Below are 16,864 nucleotides of genomic sequence, written 5' to 3' on the forward strand. Positions count from 1 at the left end.
CATGTCCGAATTTCATGCTACAACAATATTTGCTGTGCATCATAATGGAGAATGTGCAATGTCCGGCGACGGCCAGGTTACCTTTGGAAATGCAGTTGTGATGAAACACACTGCAAGAAAAGTCAGAAAGCTATTTAATGGTAAGGTGCTGGCTGGATTTGCAGGCTCAGTAGCCGATGCATTTACATTATTCGAAATGTTTGAAGGAAAACTTGAAGAGTATAATGGAAACCTTGAGAGAGCAGCTGTTGAGCTTGCAAAAGAGTGGAGAAGCGATAAGGTTTTGCGCAAGCTCGAAGCAATGCTTATTGTTATGAATACGGATAGTCTGCTGCTTATCTCCGGTACAGGTGAAGTGATTGAGCCGGATGATGGAATTCTGGCTATTGGATCAGGAGGCAACTATGCCCTCGCAGCTGGAAGATCTTTAAAGAGATTTGCAGGCGAACACCTGTCAGCAAGAGAAATTGCGAAGGCCTCGCTTGAAATGGCTGCGGAAATATGTGTATATACAAACCACAACATCATTGTGGAAGAACTCTAATAAAAGGAGTGCTGTTGCATGGGTAAAGGAACAAATTTAACTCCCCGCCAAATTGTTGAGCGTTTGGATCAATTTATCATCGGTCAAAAAGATGCAAAAAAAGCAGTCGCTGTTGCACTTAGAAATCGCTATCGCCGCAGCTTGCTTGAAGAAAAATTACGGGATGAAGTAAATCCTAAAAATATACTGATGATTGGCCCGACTGGTGTAGGAAAGACTGAAATTGCGCGCAGAATGGCTAAATTGGTCGGTGCACCATTTGTTAAAGTGGAGGCAACCAAATTCACCGAGGTCGGATATGTGGGCAGGGATGTTGAATCCATGGTCAGGGACCTTGTAGAAACATCCGTCCGTTTGGTTAAAGAAGAGAAGATGGCCAGTGTAAAGGAAAGAGCAGAAGAAAGTGCCAACCGCCGCATACTTGAACTGCTTGTACCGGGTGCCAAAAAGGCAGCTAACTATAAAAATCCTCTCGAAATGCTATTTGGCGGAGGTAATGATCAGCAGCAGGATACGTATCAGACAGAAGATTTAAACCTCCAGGAAAAACGCAAGATTGTAAAAGAGAAGCTTGCTCTTGGCGAATTGGAAAATGAAGTAATTACCGTTGAAGTAGAGGAGCAGCAGCCTTCCATGTTTGATATGCTGCAGGGCTCTGGTATGGAGCAAATGGGCATGAATATGCAGGATGCTCTCAGCAGCCTTATGCCGAAAAAAAGGAAGAAAAGGAAACTGACTGTACGGGAAGCAAGAAAGATCTTAACAAATGAAGAAGCCCAAAAGCTGATTGATATGGACGAAGTCGGCCAGGAGGCTGTATTCCGCGCTGAACAGTCAGGAATTATTTTCATTGATGAAATCGATAAAATAGCTAGCAAAAACAGCGGAGGTTCTTCAGCTGATGTTTCAAGGGAAGGGGTTCAAAGAGACATTTTGCCGGTGGTAGAAGGTTCAACAGTAGTAACCAAATACGGTTCTGTAAAGACAGACCATGTATTGTTTATTGCTGCCGGGGCATTCCATATGGCTAAGCCTTCCGACCTGATTCCTGAATTACAGGGACGTTTTCCGATCCGTGTGGAGCTCACGAAACTAACCGTTGAAGATTTCTACAAAATACTCGTTGAGCCCGATAATGCATTAATAAAACAATATGAAGCATTATTGGTAACTGAAGGTATACAAATTGAATTTTCTGACGATGCTATTCGTAGGATTGCTCAATTTGCTTTCGAAGTTAACCAAAATACAGATAATATTGGTGCTAGGCGTCTTCATACGATCATGGAAAAACTGCTTGAGGATCTATCATTTGAAGCACCGGATGTCACAATGGAAAAAATCACAATTACCCCTCAGTATGTTGAGGAGAAACTGGGAGCCATTTCCCGCAATAAGGATTTAAGCCAGTTTATTCTATGACCCATTGTTTAAAGAACCATGTCATAGGGTACACGAGGAATGAATCTTAAATTTTTTACGAATCTTCAAGAAGTAATAAGTTATTTAATCTTAACAAAATATATGTTTATGGTTGTAGCAAATAGGAGGAAATACAATGGATTTATTAACAAAAACAAGAAAAATTAATGCAATGCTCCAAAGAGCGGCCGGAAAACCGGTTAACTTCAAAGAAATGTCAGAAACACTAAGTGATGTAATCGAAGCAAATATCTTCGTAGTGAGCCGAAGAGGCAAACTGCTTGGATTTGCTGTAAACCAGCAAATTGAAAATGAGCGTATGAAGCAAATGCTTGCAGATCGTCAATTCCCTGAAGAATATACTAAAAATTTATTTAACATCCAGGAAACTTCATCAAATCTGGGTGTAGAAAGCGAATATACTGCATTCCCGGTTGAAAACAAGGATCTTTTCGCAAGCGGTTTGACTACTATTGTTCCAATCATCGGCGGCGGTGAGCGTCTGGGTACATTAATTCTTGCCAGATTACAGGAACAGTTCCATGATGATGATTTAATTCTTGCTGAATATGGTGCTACTGTAGTTGGTATGGAAATCCTTCGTGAAAAAGCTGAAGAAATTGAAGAAGAAGCACGCAGCAAGGCTGTTGTACAAATGGCAATCAGTTCACTTTCATACAGTGAGCTGGAAGCGATCGAGCATATCTTTGAAGAGCTTAATGGCAACGAAGGGCTTCTTGTAGCATCAAAAATTGCTGATCGTGTAGGCATTACGCGTTCAGTAATCGTAAATGCTCTAAGAAAACTGGAAAGTGCAGGGGTTATTGAATCCCGCTCTTTAGGTATGAAAGGTACTTATATCAAAGTTCTAAACGATAAGTTTCTGGTTGAATTAGAAAAACTTAAATCTAACTAATATAGTCCTCTAAAACCCGTCCTTAAATGACGGGTTTTTTATTACAAATAGATTACATAAGCTGTTGGTAAATTTATGAATTTTTATCATTTTTTATAAGGATTTTAGACTTATTTTACATTATAAGCATTTGCCATGTTTATAATAGATAGTTCAAAAGAACCACGAAGAGGATGTAGGTGAATTTCAGTTGGGAGAAAGAATCATGTGCCATTGGTAATTAATAGAAATAAATCAATATAACTTTCAGCATATTTAAAGGATTTGCGGAAAATAGGACAAAAGAATCATTAAAATTAACCTTATGTTCATAGACATATTATTTCATATTCATTACAATAATGTTTATGATGACATAATTTGTCCATTATCACCAAATTTCTACAATAATTACCATGATAAAAATTGTTTTTATATGAGGTGTTATGATTGAAACTGTTTTCAGGCACTATATCAACTTTAGAAAAAGCATTGGATTACTCTTCGCTGAAGCAAAAGGTAATATCTCAAAATATTGCAAATGCAGACACTCCAAACTATAAAGCAAAAGATGCAAGCTTTAAAGAGGCTTTTCAGAGCGCTCTAGAAGGATCAATGGAAGCAAACAAAAGTGACATCAGGCATTACGATTTTAAGAATGGATTATCCTCAGCGCAAGGTGTAATTACAAAACGCAATGCTTCTTACAATCATAATGGCAATAGTGTAGATGTAGATAAGGAAATGGCGGAATTAGCTACAAATCAGATTTACTATAATGCAGTGATTGAACGGGTTAGCGGCAAGTTTTCTAGTCTGCAGAATGTATTGCGGGGAGGAAAATAGTAATGTCTATGTTTCATAGTATGAATAACACAGCATCGGCACTTACTGCCCAAAGGCTCCGCATGGATGTAATTTCTTCTAATATGGCCAATGCGGACTCTACCAGAAGTGTGAATGGAGATGGACCCTACAGAAGGAAATCAGTAGTATTGGAACCGAAAGAAGGACAATTTTCATCTTTTTTAAATATGGCAATGAGCCGAAGAGGCGAAAGCTCTGCAGGAAACGGTGTAAAGGTATCAAGAATTGTAGAAGATCGGGAGACGCCAACTAAAATGGTTTATGATCCCACCCATGCCGATGCTAATGAGGATGGATATGTTGAAATGCCAAATGTGGACCCTTTAAGAGAAATGACGGATCTAATTAGTGCGACAAGATCTTATGAAGCCAATGTAACTGTTTTTAATGCCTCTAAAGGCATGATGATGAAAGCCTTGGAAATCGGCAAATAAGGAGAACGTTAAATGAATAATGTAACTTTTATGCCAGTGAATGCTTTAAAGCCTGCTGAAAATCAAAAGACTCATACATATACAGCATTCGATGCTCAGCAAAGTTTTTCGTCCGTTTTAAAGCAATCAATTGAAAAAATTAATAATGCACAGATTCAGTCAGATGTTATGACTGAAAAGCTAGCAAAGGGAGAAAATGTCGATCTTCACCAGGTGATGATTACATCACAGAAAGCGAGCATTACAATGCAGGCTGCACTGGAAATCAGAAATAAAGTAATTGAAGCTTATCAGGAAGCGATGAGAATGCAAGTTTAATTTTACAGCTGTTCCCTTGGAATAAAAATTAAAAAAATTGAAAGGATCCACTTATGGTGAGATTTTTTCAATTTTTTCATGAATGAAAATGATTAAAGCTAAAAACTAGTTATGGCGGTTATTAGCTTAGACAGAATAACCGGAGGATTGTAATGAATGAGACACTACAGAGATATATAGGTAAAGTGAAAGAATACTGGAGCAGCAGGACAAAAAAACAAAAGACGGTTATGATTGGTGCCGCTGCGATATGTATATTGCTGATTGCGGCTGCCGCATTCCTAAGTACTAGGACTACTCTAGTTCCTCTTTATAGCAATTTAACTCCCTCGGAGACTGGGACGATCAAAGAAAGTCTCGATACCAGGGGCGTTGTATCTGAAATTGCAGATGGGGGAACAACGATCAAAGTACCTGAAGAGGTAGTGGATACTCTGAAGGTAGAACTGGCAGCTGAAGGAATTCCGAAATCCGGAAGCATTGATTACTCATTTTTCAGCCAGAATGCCGGCATCGGTATGACTGAAAACGAATTTAATGTTCTAAAGCTTGAAGCAATGCAGACTGAGCTTGCGAATTTGATGAAAGGGATCGATGGAGTAAACGATGCCAAGGTAATGATTAACCTTCCGGAGAAAGGCATCTTTGTAAATGATTCTTCGGAGGAAGCATCTGCCTCTATTGTTCTTAACACCAAGCCAGGCTATCAATTTGAAGAATCGCAAATCCAGTCGCTTTATCACCTGGCTGCGAAAAGTATACCAAATCTTCCCACTGATAATATCGTCATTACCAATCAGTTTTTTGAGTATTTTGACTTAAAAAATAAACAAAATTCTTCATCAGAAAGCACTTTTGCAGCACAGCACGAAATTAAAAAAGAAATAGAACGCGATGTACAGCGCCAGGTGCAAAATATGCTGGGCACTTTAATGGGGCAGGATAAGGTTGTTGTATCTGTAACCGCTGATATTGACTTCACACAGGAAAACAGGGAAGAAAACCTGGTTACGCCTGTTGATGAAGAAAATATGGAAGGTATAGCTATCAGTGCTCAAAAGATTACGGAGACTTTTACCGGCAATGGCGAAGGGGCAGGAGGAACTCCGGCGCTGGGAGGAAACGATGAACCAGCTGGGACAGATTCATATGTAGCGACCGGGGATTCAAGCGGTGATTATGAACGGATAGAAGAGACTATTAATAATGAAGTAAATAAAATCCGCAGGGAAATTGTCGAAAGCCCGTATAAAGTCAGAGACCTAGGCATTCAGGTAATGGTGGAGCCGCCGACGGCAGATGATCCTGCATCACTTCCGCAGGAAAGAATTAATGATATTACCCAGATACTTGGGACTGTTGTTCGTACAACCATTAATAAGGATGCTGCAGCTGATGCAGAATTAACAGATGAGGCAATTCAGGATAAGATTGTCGTCTCAGTACAGCCTTTCAATGGTAAAGTTGAGTTCACAAATGAGACAAGCACCAGCATTCCTTGGTGGATTTATGCAATCGGAGGAGTACTGCTTTTAATCATTGTTCTATTAATCTTCCTTTTTGTTAAAGCGAGAAAGAGGCAGAAGCAAGAAGAAGAGATGGAAGTACAAACTGCAGAGACATTCAATCTTCCGGATGTAAATGAAGAGCATGAAACAGAAAGTACAGTGAGACGCAAGCAGCTGGAAAAAATGGCGAAGGAAAAGCCTGAAGACTTTGCAAAACTGCTTCGCACTTGGATCGCAGAAGACTAAGGAGGATGAAAAATGCCAAAAAAAGAGCAAAGAGAACTAACAGGTAAACAAAAAGCGGCAATTCTTCTTATTTCACTTGGTCCTGATGTTGCATCCTCTGTTTATAAACATTTAAGCGAGGATGAAATTGAGAAGCTTACACTGGAAATCTCCGGGGTCAGAAAAGTTGATTCGTTTGCTAAAGAAGAAATACTTGAAGAATTCCATCAAATTGCACTGGCACAGGACTATATCTCTCAGGGCGGTATTGGTTATGCGAAAACAGTTCTCGAGAAAGCACTTGGCACCGAGCAGGCTTCAGCCATTATTAACAGATTGACGTCTTCCCTTCAGGTAAGGCCATTCGATTTTGCCAGAAAGGCAGATCCGGCACAAATTTTGAATTTCATACAAAATGAACATCCGCAAACAATCTCATTGATCTTGTCCTATCTGGATCCAGCGCAGGCCGGGCAAATCCTGTCAGAGCTGCCGCAGGAAATGCAGGCGGATATTGCAAGAAGGATTGCCGTTATGGATAGTACATCTCCGGAAATTATCAATGAAGTTGAACAGATTCTCGAGAGAAAGCTGTCTTCTACTGTAACACAGGATTATACTCAGACTGGCGGAATTGAATCAGTTGTCGATGTTCTTAATGGGGTTGACCGGGCGACAGAAAGGACTATTCTGGATGCACTGGAGATTCAGGATCCAGAGCTTGCTGAGGAAATTAAGAAGAGAATGTTTGTATTTGAGGACATCGTAACGCTTGATAGCCGCGCCATCCAGCGTGTTATCCGCGACTGTGAAAGTGAGGACCTCATGCTTTCATTGAAGGTGTCCAGTGATGAAGTTAAGGAAATCGTCTTTAAAAATATGTCATCCAGAATGGTTGAAACCTTTAAGGACGAGATGGAATATATGGGTCCTGTAAGATTAAGAGATGTTGAGGAAGCTCAATCAAGAATAGTCGGCATTATCCGAAGACTAGAAGAATCAGGAGAGATCATCGTCGCTCGCGGCGGAGGGGATGATATTATTGTCTAGGCTTATTAAATCATATTCTTCCGCAGTGCCGAAAGAAGAAAAGAAAGTCATTTCTATTAGACTTCTGCAAAGCAATTCAAATCAAATTGCTGATGCAATGGAGCAAAACGCGGTTAGAACTGACGAAGAACTTCAGGCCATGCTGAAAAGTGCCCGTGAGGAAGCTGAAAGGATTGTGAATACTGCGAGAGTAGATTCAGAAAATATGACACGGCAAATTGAGGAGCAGCTAGGAGCGCTAGAAAAGGAAAAACAAAAGGTTCTTGAGGAAGCCCGCTCTGAGGGATTTGCTGCTGGAGCTGATGAAGGCAGACAAAGCGGTCTCCGGGAATACAGCGAACTGATTCATATGGCAAGAGAAGTTGTAAACTCAGCCAAACATGATTATCAGCAGCATATCGAATCATCAGAACAGACCATTCTAAATTTGGGGTTAAAGGTTGCAGAAAGAATTCTTGGAGAAGTTCTTGAACAAAATAGTGACAAATTCCTTTCCATTGTAAAAAGAGCAATAAAGGAAGCGAGAGAATACACTGAGATTCAGCTCCATGTACACCCTATGCATTATGATATGATTCTATCCCATAAGGATGAACTAACCAGGGTATTTCCAAAAGAGACAGATTTATATATATATCCAAATGAGGAACTAAGCAACACAAGCTGCATTATTGAATCAGCAAATGGACGAATTGAGGCCAGTGTTGACAGCCAGTTAGAAGAAATAAAAAGAAAACTCTTTGAGATGCTGGAGAGTGAACTCAATTGAAACTTGAACAGCTGATCCACGAGGTGGATAAAATTGATAGCTTTAAGCGTTTTGGCAGAGTAAAAAGAGTAGTCGGTTTGATGATTGAGTCTCAAGGTCCGGAAAGTTCAATAGGGGATGTATGCATTATTCATATTGGCAAAGGACGGACAAGAAGGATCCAGGCTGAAGTAGTCGGTTTCAAGAATGAGAATGTGATTCTTATGCCTTATACAGACGTACAGGATATTTCACCAGGCTCTCTTGTCGAGACAACCTCGAGACCTCTTGAGGTGAAAATTGGTCCTGCTCTTATAGGAAAGGCAATAGACTCACTGGGACAGCCTCTTGATGGGGGGAATTTGCCAAAGGGTTTAACGCCAGTACTAACCGAACAAACGCCTCCTAATCCTTTGAAAAGACCGCCAATCTCTGAACCTATTGAAGTAGGAGTAAGGATGATCGATAGCATGCTGACAGTTGGAAACGGGCAGCGGGTCGGGATATTTGCCGGAAGCGGTGTCGGAAAAAGTACACTTCTTGGAATGATAGCCCGCAATACTAATGCAGATTTAAATGTGATAGCACTTATTGGTGAGAGGGGCAGAGAGGTTAGGGAGTTTATTGAGAGGGATCTCGGCCCGGAAGGATTAAAAAGGTCCATCGTGGTGGCAGCTACGTCAGACCAGCCGGCACTCATGAGAATTAAAGGTGCATACACTGCCACAGCAATTGCTGAGTATTTCAGGGACAAAGGCTTAAATGTCATGTTAATGATGGATTCAGTAACCAGGGTGGCTATGGCGCAGCGTGAAGTCGGCCTCGCAGTCGGTGAACCGCCAACAACAAAAGGATATACACCTTCGGTTTTCGCTGTTCTTCCTAAACTGCTTGAAAGAACAGGAACAAATGAATATGGCTCTATAACTGCATTTTATACCGTATTGGTCGACGGTGACGACATGAATGAACCAATCGCTGATACAGTCAGGGGAATCCTGGATGGACACTTTGTTCTGGATCGGGCGTTAGCGAACAAAGGGCAATATCCGGCTATTAATGTCCTGAAAAGTGTAAGCCGGGTTATGAACCATATTGCAGATGCCTCCCATATTAAATCAGCAGAAAAAGTAAGGGAACTGCTTAGCACATATATAAATGCAGAGGATTTGATTAATATTGGAGCCTACAAGCGCGGATCATCGATGGAAATAGACGAAGCCATTCGATTATATCCTTCGATTATCTCTTTCTTGAAACAAGAAACGAATGAAAAAATTTCTATCTTGGAAAGCATTGGCCAATTAAAAGGATTAGCTGGAAAAGGGGAATAAAAATTGCAGTATCAATTTAAGTTCAATAAAATCTTGAAGATAAAAGAAAGAGAAAAAGATCAGGCGTTTGATGTATACAATCAGGCTGTCAAACGATTTGAAGAAACTGCCAGGAAACTGTACGATCTTCTGAAAAAGAAAGAGGATCTGGAGGAATATCAGCAATCAAGACTGGCTGAAGGTCTTCCGGTTCAGGAAATCAGGCATCACCAGCATTTTGTGAGCAGCCTTGAAAAAACCATTGACCATTATCAAAAAATGGTCGCCAATGCGCGAACCCAAATGAATTTCCAGCAGGAAAAACTAATGGAAAAGAATATTGAAGTAAAGAAATATGAAAAAATGCAGGAAAAAGATTTAACTGGCTTTTTGGAAAGCATGAAACAAGCAGAAGGAAGGCAAATGGATGATATCTCGATTCAGCTGTATATGAATCGAGGAAATTAGGTGGTTAAATGGAAAGAATGCCAGAAGAACAAGAGACACCCAAAACAAGCAGGTTTCAATGGTTTATATTCGTTTTCTTGATTCCGATCCTTTTTGGAATAACTGTAGCCCTGCTGGTTTTTACATTATCAGGAAACAATATTTTTGAAACAGCCAGAGAATATAGCCAAAAGGTGCCATTTTTAGCTTCCGTTTTTGATGACAAGAAATCCCATTCACAGGAAGTGATGGAGGAGGAGCTCATCGGACTGCAGGCAGAAGTTAAGGATCGAGAAGCAAGGATATCTCAACTGGAAAGCCAGCTTGACAGCAAAGACCTGGAATTAGAAAGAGCAGGGCTCGAAAAGCAGAGGCTGGAAGAAGAAATCAACGAGCTTACGGCAATAAAGGAAGAAAACAAGCGAGCATTTAAAGATATCGTAAAGACCTATGAAAATATTTCCGCTAAAAAAGCAGCACCCATTTTAACAGAGATGAAGGATGAAGAAGCTGTAAAAATATTATCAAATGTTAATTCTGACACGCTGGCTGCCATTATGGAGAAGATGAACCCGGAGGATGCAGCACGGTATACAGCACTCCTGACCGCTGCCAAAGAAAAAAGCGGTTCGAATAATTAACAAAAAGTCTTGAGAGGAGGTGAATTTAAGTGCAAATCGGAGGATTAGGATTTATTCAGGCACAATATTCATCGGAAGATAAAAGATCTCTTCAAGATATGAGCAGCACTGGTTTTGGGAGTCTTTTCTTTTCTTTAACCGGAACTGCCAAACCGCAAGCAGAAAGCTTACCTGCAGCAGCTGATGAGGAGAAGATCGAACAGTTAAAAGAATTAATGGAGTTTCTTAAAGTGAGTGAGATCACCGAATTAGAAAACGGAAGTGGGCTTTTGGAGAAGATTTCCCTGCAAACAGAATCTGACATTATAGTGGTCATTTCAGAGCAGCTAAATCTTTCACAGGAAGAATTGGTGCAGATGCTGGAGGGTTTTATGGACCAGGTTCTGCCGGGTGTAAAGCTTGAAGATGTATATTCTGTAGAAGATTTAGATGGTGTCAGCAAAATCCAATTATTAATTTCAGCAATCTCAAATTTTGATCAGAAAGAAGGCATGATCCTGCAGGGAAAAGATTTTAGCGGAGCATTAAAAGCTTTGAAATTGTTTGATATTCTATCTGCAAAGAAGGATTTTTTCAGCAGCAAAATCAATCTGAAGGAATTTCTAAATCATGTCCAAGTAAAAATTGATGGGTTAATAAACAGTACTTCTGTTGATAAAGGCAGTATGATACAAAAGGTTTTTACCCCGCTTGCAAACGAATTAAACACTGCAAAACAACAAAATAGCTCTGCTAATGAAAATTTGGGTAAGGGAGCCTATAAAATCATTATCAGACCGGAAACTGCTTTGCAGGGATTCGTTCAGGTCCAATCATTTTCAAAACCGGAACAGATGGCTCTGCTGAATCCGCAGGGAAGGACAGTAAGTCCAGATCAGCTTATGCAGCAATTTGAAAACATATTATCCAAGAGCAGCTTTCTCAAAACGGGAGGAACACAAAAGTTATTTATCAAGCTGAATCCTGAACATCTTGGAGCGCTGCGCATAGAGCTTATTCAAAAGGACTCTGCAATGATTGCCAGGATACTTACATCAACTGGCTCCGCCAAAGAAATTCTTGATTCACATATTAATGGTCTAAAGCAGGCCTTCAGTTCACAAAACATTCAGATTGAGAGAATTGAAATCTCTCAGCAAATGACGCAGCAGGATCGCTCCTTTAACAGGGACCCCCAGCAGCAGGAACAGAGGCAGCAGCAGAACAAGGATGAGAATGATCTGCAGCCTGAGAGCGAATTTAACAGCTCTTTTGAAGAAGCACTTCTTAATACAGAAGCATAGGAGTGATAGTAATTGGCAAACACAATAGATTCTTCCCTAATGCTATCAAACTACCAAAGCCAAACCCGAAAAACGGGATCAGATATATTAGGCAAAGATGATTTTCTAAAAATTCTAATGACACAGCTGCAAAACCAGGATCCAATGAACCCTATGCAGGACAAGGACTTTATTGCACAGATGGCAACCTTTTCATCATTGGAGCAGATGACTAATATGAATAAGACGATGGAGAAGTTAGTGGCTTTTCAGGAACAGAACCAGCTAATGACTTACAATAACTTTTTAGGCAAAAATGTCACCTGGCATAAATTGACTGAATCAAGTGAACCAAACGAGGAGCCAATTATTGAAGAGGGAACTGGAAGAGTAGTTTCTATCCAGTATAAGAATAATACAGCAGTATTTATTTTGGATGATGGAACAAAGCTTGAACCTGCAAATATTTCTCAACTAAATGAATAAAAGGAAGTGAGTGGGTGGATAAACTTATTTTTCGTCCGATCCACACCCAGCCGGTAATAACACCAAAGGGGAATGCTGTTCAAACTTCTAAGCAATCACATAATAAATTCTCTGACCACCTCCAAACAGCCTTGCAGACTGAGGGCGATTTAATTGTCAGCAAACATGCAAAGCAGCGACTTGAACAGAGAGGTATACATATAAGTGCAGAGCGGTGGAAGCAAATTGAAGAAAAGGTAAAGGAAGCCAAGGCAATGGGTGTTAAAGAATCCTTGGTATTGCTCGATAACGCAGCACTTGTAGTCAGTGCTAAGAATAATAAAGTAATCACTGCGATGGATCGTAAGGAAACTCGAACACAAATATTCACTAATATTGACGGAACCATAATTCTGGATCAATAAAAATAAGGGCTGGACCTTTTAAGGAAGCCTATGCTGCCGACTGACAGAAGCAGCATTAAAGAGAGGAGCAAAAATTAATGCTACGTTCAATGTATTCAGGTATAAGCGGGATGAAAAACTTTCAGACGAAGCTGGATGTTATTGGGAATAATATTGCGAATGTTAATACATTTGGATATAAAAAAGGTCGCGTGAATTTTAAAGATATGGTGAGTCAGACTATTTCAGGTGCAACAGGAAGCGGAGAAAATTCGGGCGGTATCAATCCTAAGCAGGTAGGTCTTGGTTCGCAATTATCATCTATAGATACAATTGATACACAGGGGAGCCTGCAAACCACTGGCCGTGTATTGGATATAGGGATTCAAGGTGATGGCTACTTGATGGTTCAGCGAGGGAATAACACCTATTATACCCGCGCTGGAAATTTGTATCTTGATGATGATGCAAACCTTGTTACGGCATCAGGAGATAAAATAAAAGGAGCTGATGGGGCAGCTATCCAATTAAATGGAGGGGATGCTACCGTAATTAAAAGCTTAAGTATATCGAATGACGGAACTATAAACTTCTTAATAGATGGTAACGATACATTGCAGGCTGCCGGACCAATTGGAATAGCACGCTTTAATAATAATGGCGGTCTTGAAAAAATTGGAGACAATCTATATAAGGACACTGTAAACTCAGGTGATGCAGTCCCATTAACCCCAGGAGAAGACGGTGCAGGAATACTCGTTTCCGGAACCCTGGAAATGTCCAACGTAGACCTTTCAGAAGAATTCACTGAAATGATTACAGCTCAGCGCGGGTTCCAGGCAAATACTCGCATTATTACAACATCAGATGAAATTCTGCAGGAGCTTGTTAATTTAAAACGATAATCTAAAGGAGGGTCAGGGCTGAAGGCAAAGAATCTTTAGCCCTGAGAATAAACATTGATTAAAGTATCTCGTCTGAACGGCAAAACTTTTATATTAAATGCTTTGTACATAGAAACAGTGGAATCTTTTCCAGATACGACGATAACGCTCACAAATGGAAAGAAGTATGTTGTAAAGGAATCTGAAGATCAAGTCATGCAATCGATACTAGGATTCTATCAATCTGTTAATCTTCTGGGGCAGCAGCTGGCGGAGGGAAATGAAAATGAAGAACAATAAGCTGTTAATGATAATGTTGATGATGCTTGTAGCGATCACACTTGTAGGAGCTATTGCTCTGGTGATTGTGATGAAATTTTCGGGTGAGGATGAAACAAAAGAGCCGACCATTGATGATGTACTGGAAGCCTCTGTTGATATCCCGCAAATTACAGCCAATTTAGCGAGTGATGATTATATAAGGATTTCCTTTAAAATCCAGACTGAAAACAAAAAAGCTAAAGAGGAATTGCAGAAAAGAGATTTTCAGGTGAAAAACCTCATCATTCAGGAATTGTCTGAAATGAAAGCAGAGGATATACAGGGAAAAGAAGGCCAAATCAAGCTGCAGGAAGATTTGAAAACTAAGATTAACGGTTTAATGCAAGAAGGAAAGATCGTTCAGGTGTACATTACTGAATCTCTCCTCCAGTGATAACCAAATAACTAACTGCAATAGATGGAGGTGAGGATTCATGTCAGGTGAGGTTTTATCGCAAAGCGAGATTGATGCACTGCTTTCCGCTCTCTCTACAGGAGAAATGGATGCAGATGAGCTGAAAAAAGAACAAACAGAGAAAAAAGTAAAAGTTTATGATTTTAAGAGAGCATTAAGATTCTCTAAAGATCAGATTCGCAGCTTAACAAGAATACATGAGAATTTTGCCAGGCTCTTAACCACCTTTTTTTCTGCCCAGCTGAGGACCTATGTGCAGATATCGGTTGCTTCTGCGGATCAGATACCATATGAGGAATTTATCCGGTCCATCCCGAAAATGACAATACTTAATGTAATTGAAGTGCCGCCTCTGGATGGAAGAATTCTTATGGAAGTGAATCCAAATGTCGCCTATGCCATGATGGACAGACTGATGGGCGGCAGGGGGACAAGCATAAATAAGGTTGACAATTTAACAGAAATTGAAACAAAAATCATGTCTGCTACATTTGAAAGGGCATTTGAAAACCTAAGGGAAGCCTGGAGCACAATCGCGGATATTGATCCGCTTTTGGCTGATTTTGAGGTGAATCCGCAATTTCTGCAAATGGTCTCTCCAAATGAAACAGTCGTCGTTATTTCATTAAACACGACTATCGGGGAAACAAGCGGGATGATTAATATATGTATACCTCACGTCGTTCTCGAGCCCATTATTCCAAAGCTGTCTGTACATTATTGGATGCAGACGGACAAAAAGGAAAGGGAGCCGGAGGTCATTGCCCGGCTAGAACGAAATATTCATAAGGCGGAAGTTCCAGTCATATGTGAACTCGGCAGTTCTGACATAGCCATTCAGGATTTCTTATCTCTTGATATTGGTGATGTCATTGAGTTAAATCAGGGAATTGACCAGGCGCTCATAATAAAAGTCGGTAATATTCCTAAATTCATCGGACAGCCTGGGAAAATGAATAAAAAAATGGCCGTGCAAATTTTAGACACTGTGAAAGGGGGAGATGAGGATGATGAGTGATGATATGCTTTCGCAAGATGAAATTGATGCTCTATTAAGGGGAGCAGCTGACGACAGCGATGAAACAGAAAGTTATAATGAGGCATTTTTTCAAACTGAAGATTATCTGTCCCATATGGAGCAGGATGCGTTAGGGGAAATCGGCAATATCTCATTTGGGAGCTCTGCAACAGCATTGTCTACATTATTGAATCAGAAAGTTGATATCACAACTCCAGCTGTTTCAGTTGTTTTGCGTCAGAAATTAGCTGAGGAATTCCCGCATCCTTATGTAGCAATTCAAGTGAATTATACGGAAGGTTTCTTCGGAAGCAACCTGCTTGTAATTCAGCAATCGGATGCAGCCATCATTGCTGACTTGATGCTTGGGGGAGATGGAACCAACCCGGCTGAACTCATGGGTGAAATTCAGTTAAGCGCGGTTCAGGAGGCAATGAACCAGATGATGGGTTCTGCAGCAACTTCGATGTCAACCATCTTTGGAAAAAAGGTTGATATTTCACCGCCGGCAATTGATATACTTGATTTGCCGCAGGGAGAAGGGGCTGATCGGGTTCCTGCTGATGACATGCTTATAAGGATTTCATTCCGACTAAAAATAGGAAGTCTGATCGACTCGAATATTATGCAGCTGCTTCCTCTGGAATTTGGCAAAAGCCTAGTAAATGAATTATTGAATCCGGGTCAGGATCTTCCGGCAGATAGCGCTGTTTCAGGAGAGAATCAAGCAGCGCAAGGACAGCCCGATTATCAGGAAAGCCAGCTTCCGTTTGATAAGAAACCTGAAGTACAAACAGGCGGATTAGACAAGTCTTACACTCAAACAGGTTTTTCCGGAGAGCAGCCGGCATATTCACAGCCGGTTATGAATCAGGCATCAAGCCCTCAAAACTATATACCGGCTCAAAACCAGGCTCAGCAATCCGGTCCACAGCATTTCGGAGGCTCTTATGCAAATGGAGTACAGCCGAATGTGCAGCCGGCAGCCTTTTCGAGCTTTGAACCATACCACATGCAGGATCATGAAACAAAGAATTTAGATATGCTTTTGGATATACCGCTTCAGGTAACGGTCGAACTTGGAAGGACCAAACGTTCCGTTAAGGAAATTCTTGAACTGTCTTCAGGATCGATTATTGAACTGGATAAACTGGCAGGTGAACCTGTTGACATTCTGGTGAATAATCGATTAATCGCCCAGGGTGAAGTGGTTGTCATTGATGAAAACTTTGGTGTGAGGGTTACAGATATTATCAGCCAGAGCGACCGAATAAAAAAACTAAGATGATAAGCGGGGGTTATTAAAATGGCACATAAAATTTTAATAGTTGATGATGCAGCTTTTATGCGAATGATGATAAAAGATATTTTATCCAAGAATGGCTATGAGATAGTGGGTGAAGCTGCTGACGGTGCACAAGCAGTTGAAAAATATAAGGAAACTCAGCCTGATCTTGTCACAATGGATATTACCATGCCGGAAATGGATGGAATTACAGCTCTAAAAGAAATCAAAAAATTAAACCCGAGTGCAAAAGTCATTATGTGTTCTGCTATGGGCCAGCAGGCAATGGTCATAGATGCCATTCAGGCTGGCGCCAAGGATTTTATCGTAAAACCTTTCCAGGCTGATAGAGTGCTTGAGGCAATCGGCAAAACTTTGGGCTAGTGATTATTCTTTTT

At 40.6% G+C, this 16,864-nt stretch carries 21 protein-coding genes; all 21 read left to right on the plus strand.

Annotated features, from left to right (window positions below):
- Position 1 precedes the first annotated feature (1 nt).
- The 21 genes from hslV (at position 2) to A361_RS09765 (ending at position 16,850) form a co-directional block, all read left to right on the plus strand.
- Positions 2-544 carry an ATP-dependent protease subunit HslV gene (gene hslV, locus A361_RS09665; protein ID WP_009330767.1) on the plus strand — a complete coding sequence of 181 codons (543 nt, stop codon included), beginning with the start codon at positions 2-4 and terminating at the stop codon, positions 542-544.
- A gap of 18 nt (positions 545-562) precedes the next feature.
- The gene (gene hslU, locus A361_RS09670; RefSeq protein WP_009330766.1) at positions 563-1,966 is read left to right on the plus strand and encodes an HslU--HslV peptidase ATPase subunit; all 1,404 of its coding nucleotides are present in this window, start codon (positions 563-565) and stop codon (positions 1,964-1,966) included.
- Between the two features lie 136 nt (positions 1,967-2,102).
- Positions 2,103-2,882: a GTP-sensing pleiotropic transcriptional regulator CodY gene (codY, locus tag A361_RS09675; protein ID WP_009330765.1), complete on the plus strand. Its 780-nt coding sequence runs from the start codon at positions 2,103-2,105 to the stop codon at positions 2,880-2,882.
- Positions 2,883-3,311: 429 nt separating this feature from the next.
- The gene (gene flgB / locus A361_RS09680; RefSeq protein ID WP_009330764.1) at positions 3,312-3,707 is read left to right on the plus strand and encodes a flagellar basal body rod protein FlgB; all 396 of its coding nucleotides are present in this window, start codon (positions 3,312-3,314) and stop codon (positions 3,705-3,707) included.
- 2 nt (positions 3,708-3,709) lie between these two features.
- Positions 3,710-4,162, plus strand: coding sequence for a flagellar basal body rod protein FlgC (flgC, locus tag A361_RS09685; RefSeq protein ID WP_009330763.1), 453 nt, complete (start codon positions 3,710-3,712; stop codon positions 4,160-4,162).
- 12 nt (positions 4,163-4,174) lie between these two features.
- On the plus strand, positions 4,175-4,480 hold the full coding sequence (gene fliE, locus A361_RS09690; protein ID WP_009330762.1) for a flagellar hook-basal body complex protein FliE: 306 nt from the start codon (positions 4,175-4,177) through the stop codon (positions 4,478-4,480).
- 152 nt (positions 4,481-4,632) lie between these two features.
- Positions 4,633-6,234 (plus strand): flagellar basal-body MS-ring/collar protein FliF, encoded by a 1,602-nt coding sequence (gene fliF, locus A361_RS09695; RefSeq protein ID WP_019381761.1) that lies wholly within the window; start codon positions 4,633-4,635, stop codon positions 6,232-6,234.
- A 12-nt stretch (positions 6,235-6,246) separates the two neighbouring features.
- The gene (fliG, locus tag A361_RS09700) at positions 6,247-7,263 is read left to right on the plus strand and encodes a flagellar motor switch protein FliG (protein WP_019381762.1); all 1,017 of its coding nucleotides are present in this window, start codon (positions 6,247-6,249) and stop codon (positions 7,261-7,263) included.
- Positions 7,247-8,032: a flagellar assembly protein FliH gene (gene fliH / locus A361_RS09705; protein ID WP_009330759.1), complete on the plus strand. Its 786-nt coding sequence runs from the start codon at positions 7,247-7,249 to the stop codon at positions 8,030-8,032. The genes fliG and fliH overlap by 17 nt, the downstream gene beginning before the upstream one ends.
- Entirely contained in the window at positions 8,029-9,345 is a 1,317-nt protein-coding gene (gene fliI, locus A361_RS09710; RefSeq protein ID WP_009330758.1) for a flagellar protein export ATPase FliI, read from the plus strand. Before fliH ends, fliI begins: the two co-directional genes overlap by 4 nt.
- Positions 9,346-9,348: 3 nt before the next feature.
- The gene (fliJ, locus tag A361_RS09715; protein ID WP_009330757.1) at positions 9,349-9,792 is read left to right on the plus strand and encodes a flagellar export protein FliJ; all 444 of its coding nucleotides are present in this window, start codon (positions 9,349-9,351) and stop codon (positions 9,790-9,792) included.
- Between the two features lie 8 nt (positions 9,793-9,800).
- Positions 9,801-10,412 carry a MotE family protein gene (locus tag A361_RS09720; RefSeq protein WP_009330756.1) on the plus strand — a complete coding sequence of 204 codons (612 nt, stop codon included), beginning with the start codon at positions 9,801-9,803 and terminating at the stop codon, positions 10,410-10,412.
- A gap of 29 nt (positions 10,413-10,441) precedes the next feature.
- Positions 10,442-11,695, plus strand: a complete 1,254-nt coding sequence (locus A361_RS09725) for a flagellar hook-length control protein FliK (RefSeq protein ID WP_019381764.1) — start codon at positions 10,442-10,444, stop codon at positions 11,693-11,695.
- Between the two features lie 12 nt (positions 11,696-11,707).
- Positions 11,708-12,160 carry a flagellar hook assembly protein FlgD gene (gene flgD, locus A361_RS09730; RefSeq protein WP_009330754.1) on the plus strand — a complete coding sequence of 151 codons (453 nt, stop codon included), beginning with the start codon at positions 11,708-11,710 and terminating at the stop codon, positions 12,158-12,160.
- Between the two features lie 14 nt (positions 12,161-12,174).
- Positions 12,175-12,564, plus strand: a complete 390-nt coding sequence (locus A361_RS09735) for a TIGR02530 family flagellar biosynthesis protein (protein ID WP_019381765.1) — start codon at positions 12,175-12,177, stop codon at positions 12,562-12,564.
- 77 nt (positions 12,565-12,641) lie between these two features.
- Positions 12,642-13,448, plus strand: a complete 807-nt coding sequence (flgG, locus tag A361_RS09740) for a flagellar basal body rod protein FlgG (RefSeq protein ID WP_009330752.1) — start codon at positions 12,642-12,644, stop codon at positions 13,446-13,448.
- A gap of 54 nt (positions 13,449-13,502) precedes the next feature.
- Positions 13,503-13,727 carry a flagellar FlbD family protein gene (locus A361_RS09745; protein ID WP_009330751.1) on the plus strand — a complete coding sequence of 75 codons (225 nt, stop codon included), beginning with the start codon at positions 13,503-13,505 and terminating at the stop codon, positions 13,725-13,727.
- On the plus strand, positions 13,714-14,142 hold the full coding sequence (gene fliL / locus A361_RS09750) for a flagellar basal body-associated protein FliL (RefSeq protein WP_019381766.1): 429 nt from the start codon (positions 13,714-13,716) through the stop codon (positions 14,140-14,142). The genes A361_RS09745 and fliL overlap by 14 nt, the downstream gene beginning before the upstream one ends.
- Positions 14,143-14,182: 40 nt before the next feature.
- Positions 14,183-15,181, plus strand: a complete 999-nt coding sequence (fliM, locus tag A361_RS09755) for a flagellar motor switch protein FliM (protein ID WP_009330749.1) — start codon at positions 14,183-14,185, stop codon at positions 15,179-15,181.
- A complete protein-coding gene (gene fliY, locus A361_RS09760; protein WP_009330748.1) occupies positions 15,171-16,469 on the plus strand; it encodes a flagellar motor switch phosphatase FliY in 1,299 nt (432 codons plus the stop codon). The genes fliM and fliY overlap by 11 nt, the downstream gene beginning before the upstream one ends.
- An 18-nt stretch (positions 16,470-16,487) precedes the next feature.
- Positions 16,488-16,850 carry a response regulator gene (locus tag A361_RS09765; protein ID WP_009330747.1) on the plus strand — a complete coding sequence of 121 codons (363 nt, stop codon included), beginning with the start codon at positions 16,488-16,490 and terminating at the stop codon, positions 16,848-16,850.
- Positions 16,851-16,864 lie beyond the last annotated feature (14 nt).

This window comes from Cytobacillus oceanisediminis 2691 (assembly GCF_000294775.2).
In the GTDB taxonomy this organism is placed as follows: domain Bacteria; phylum Bacillota; class Bacilli; order Bacillales; family Cytobacillaceae; genus Cytobacillus; species Cytobacillus pseudoceanisediminis.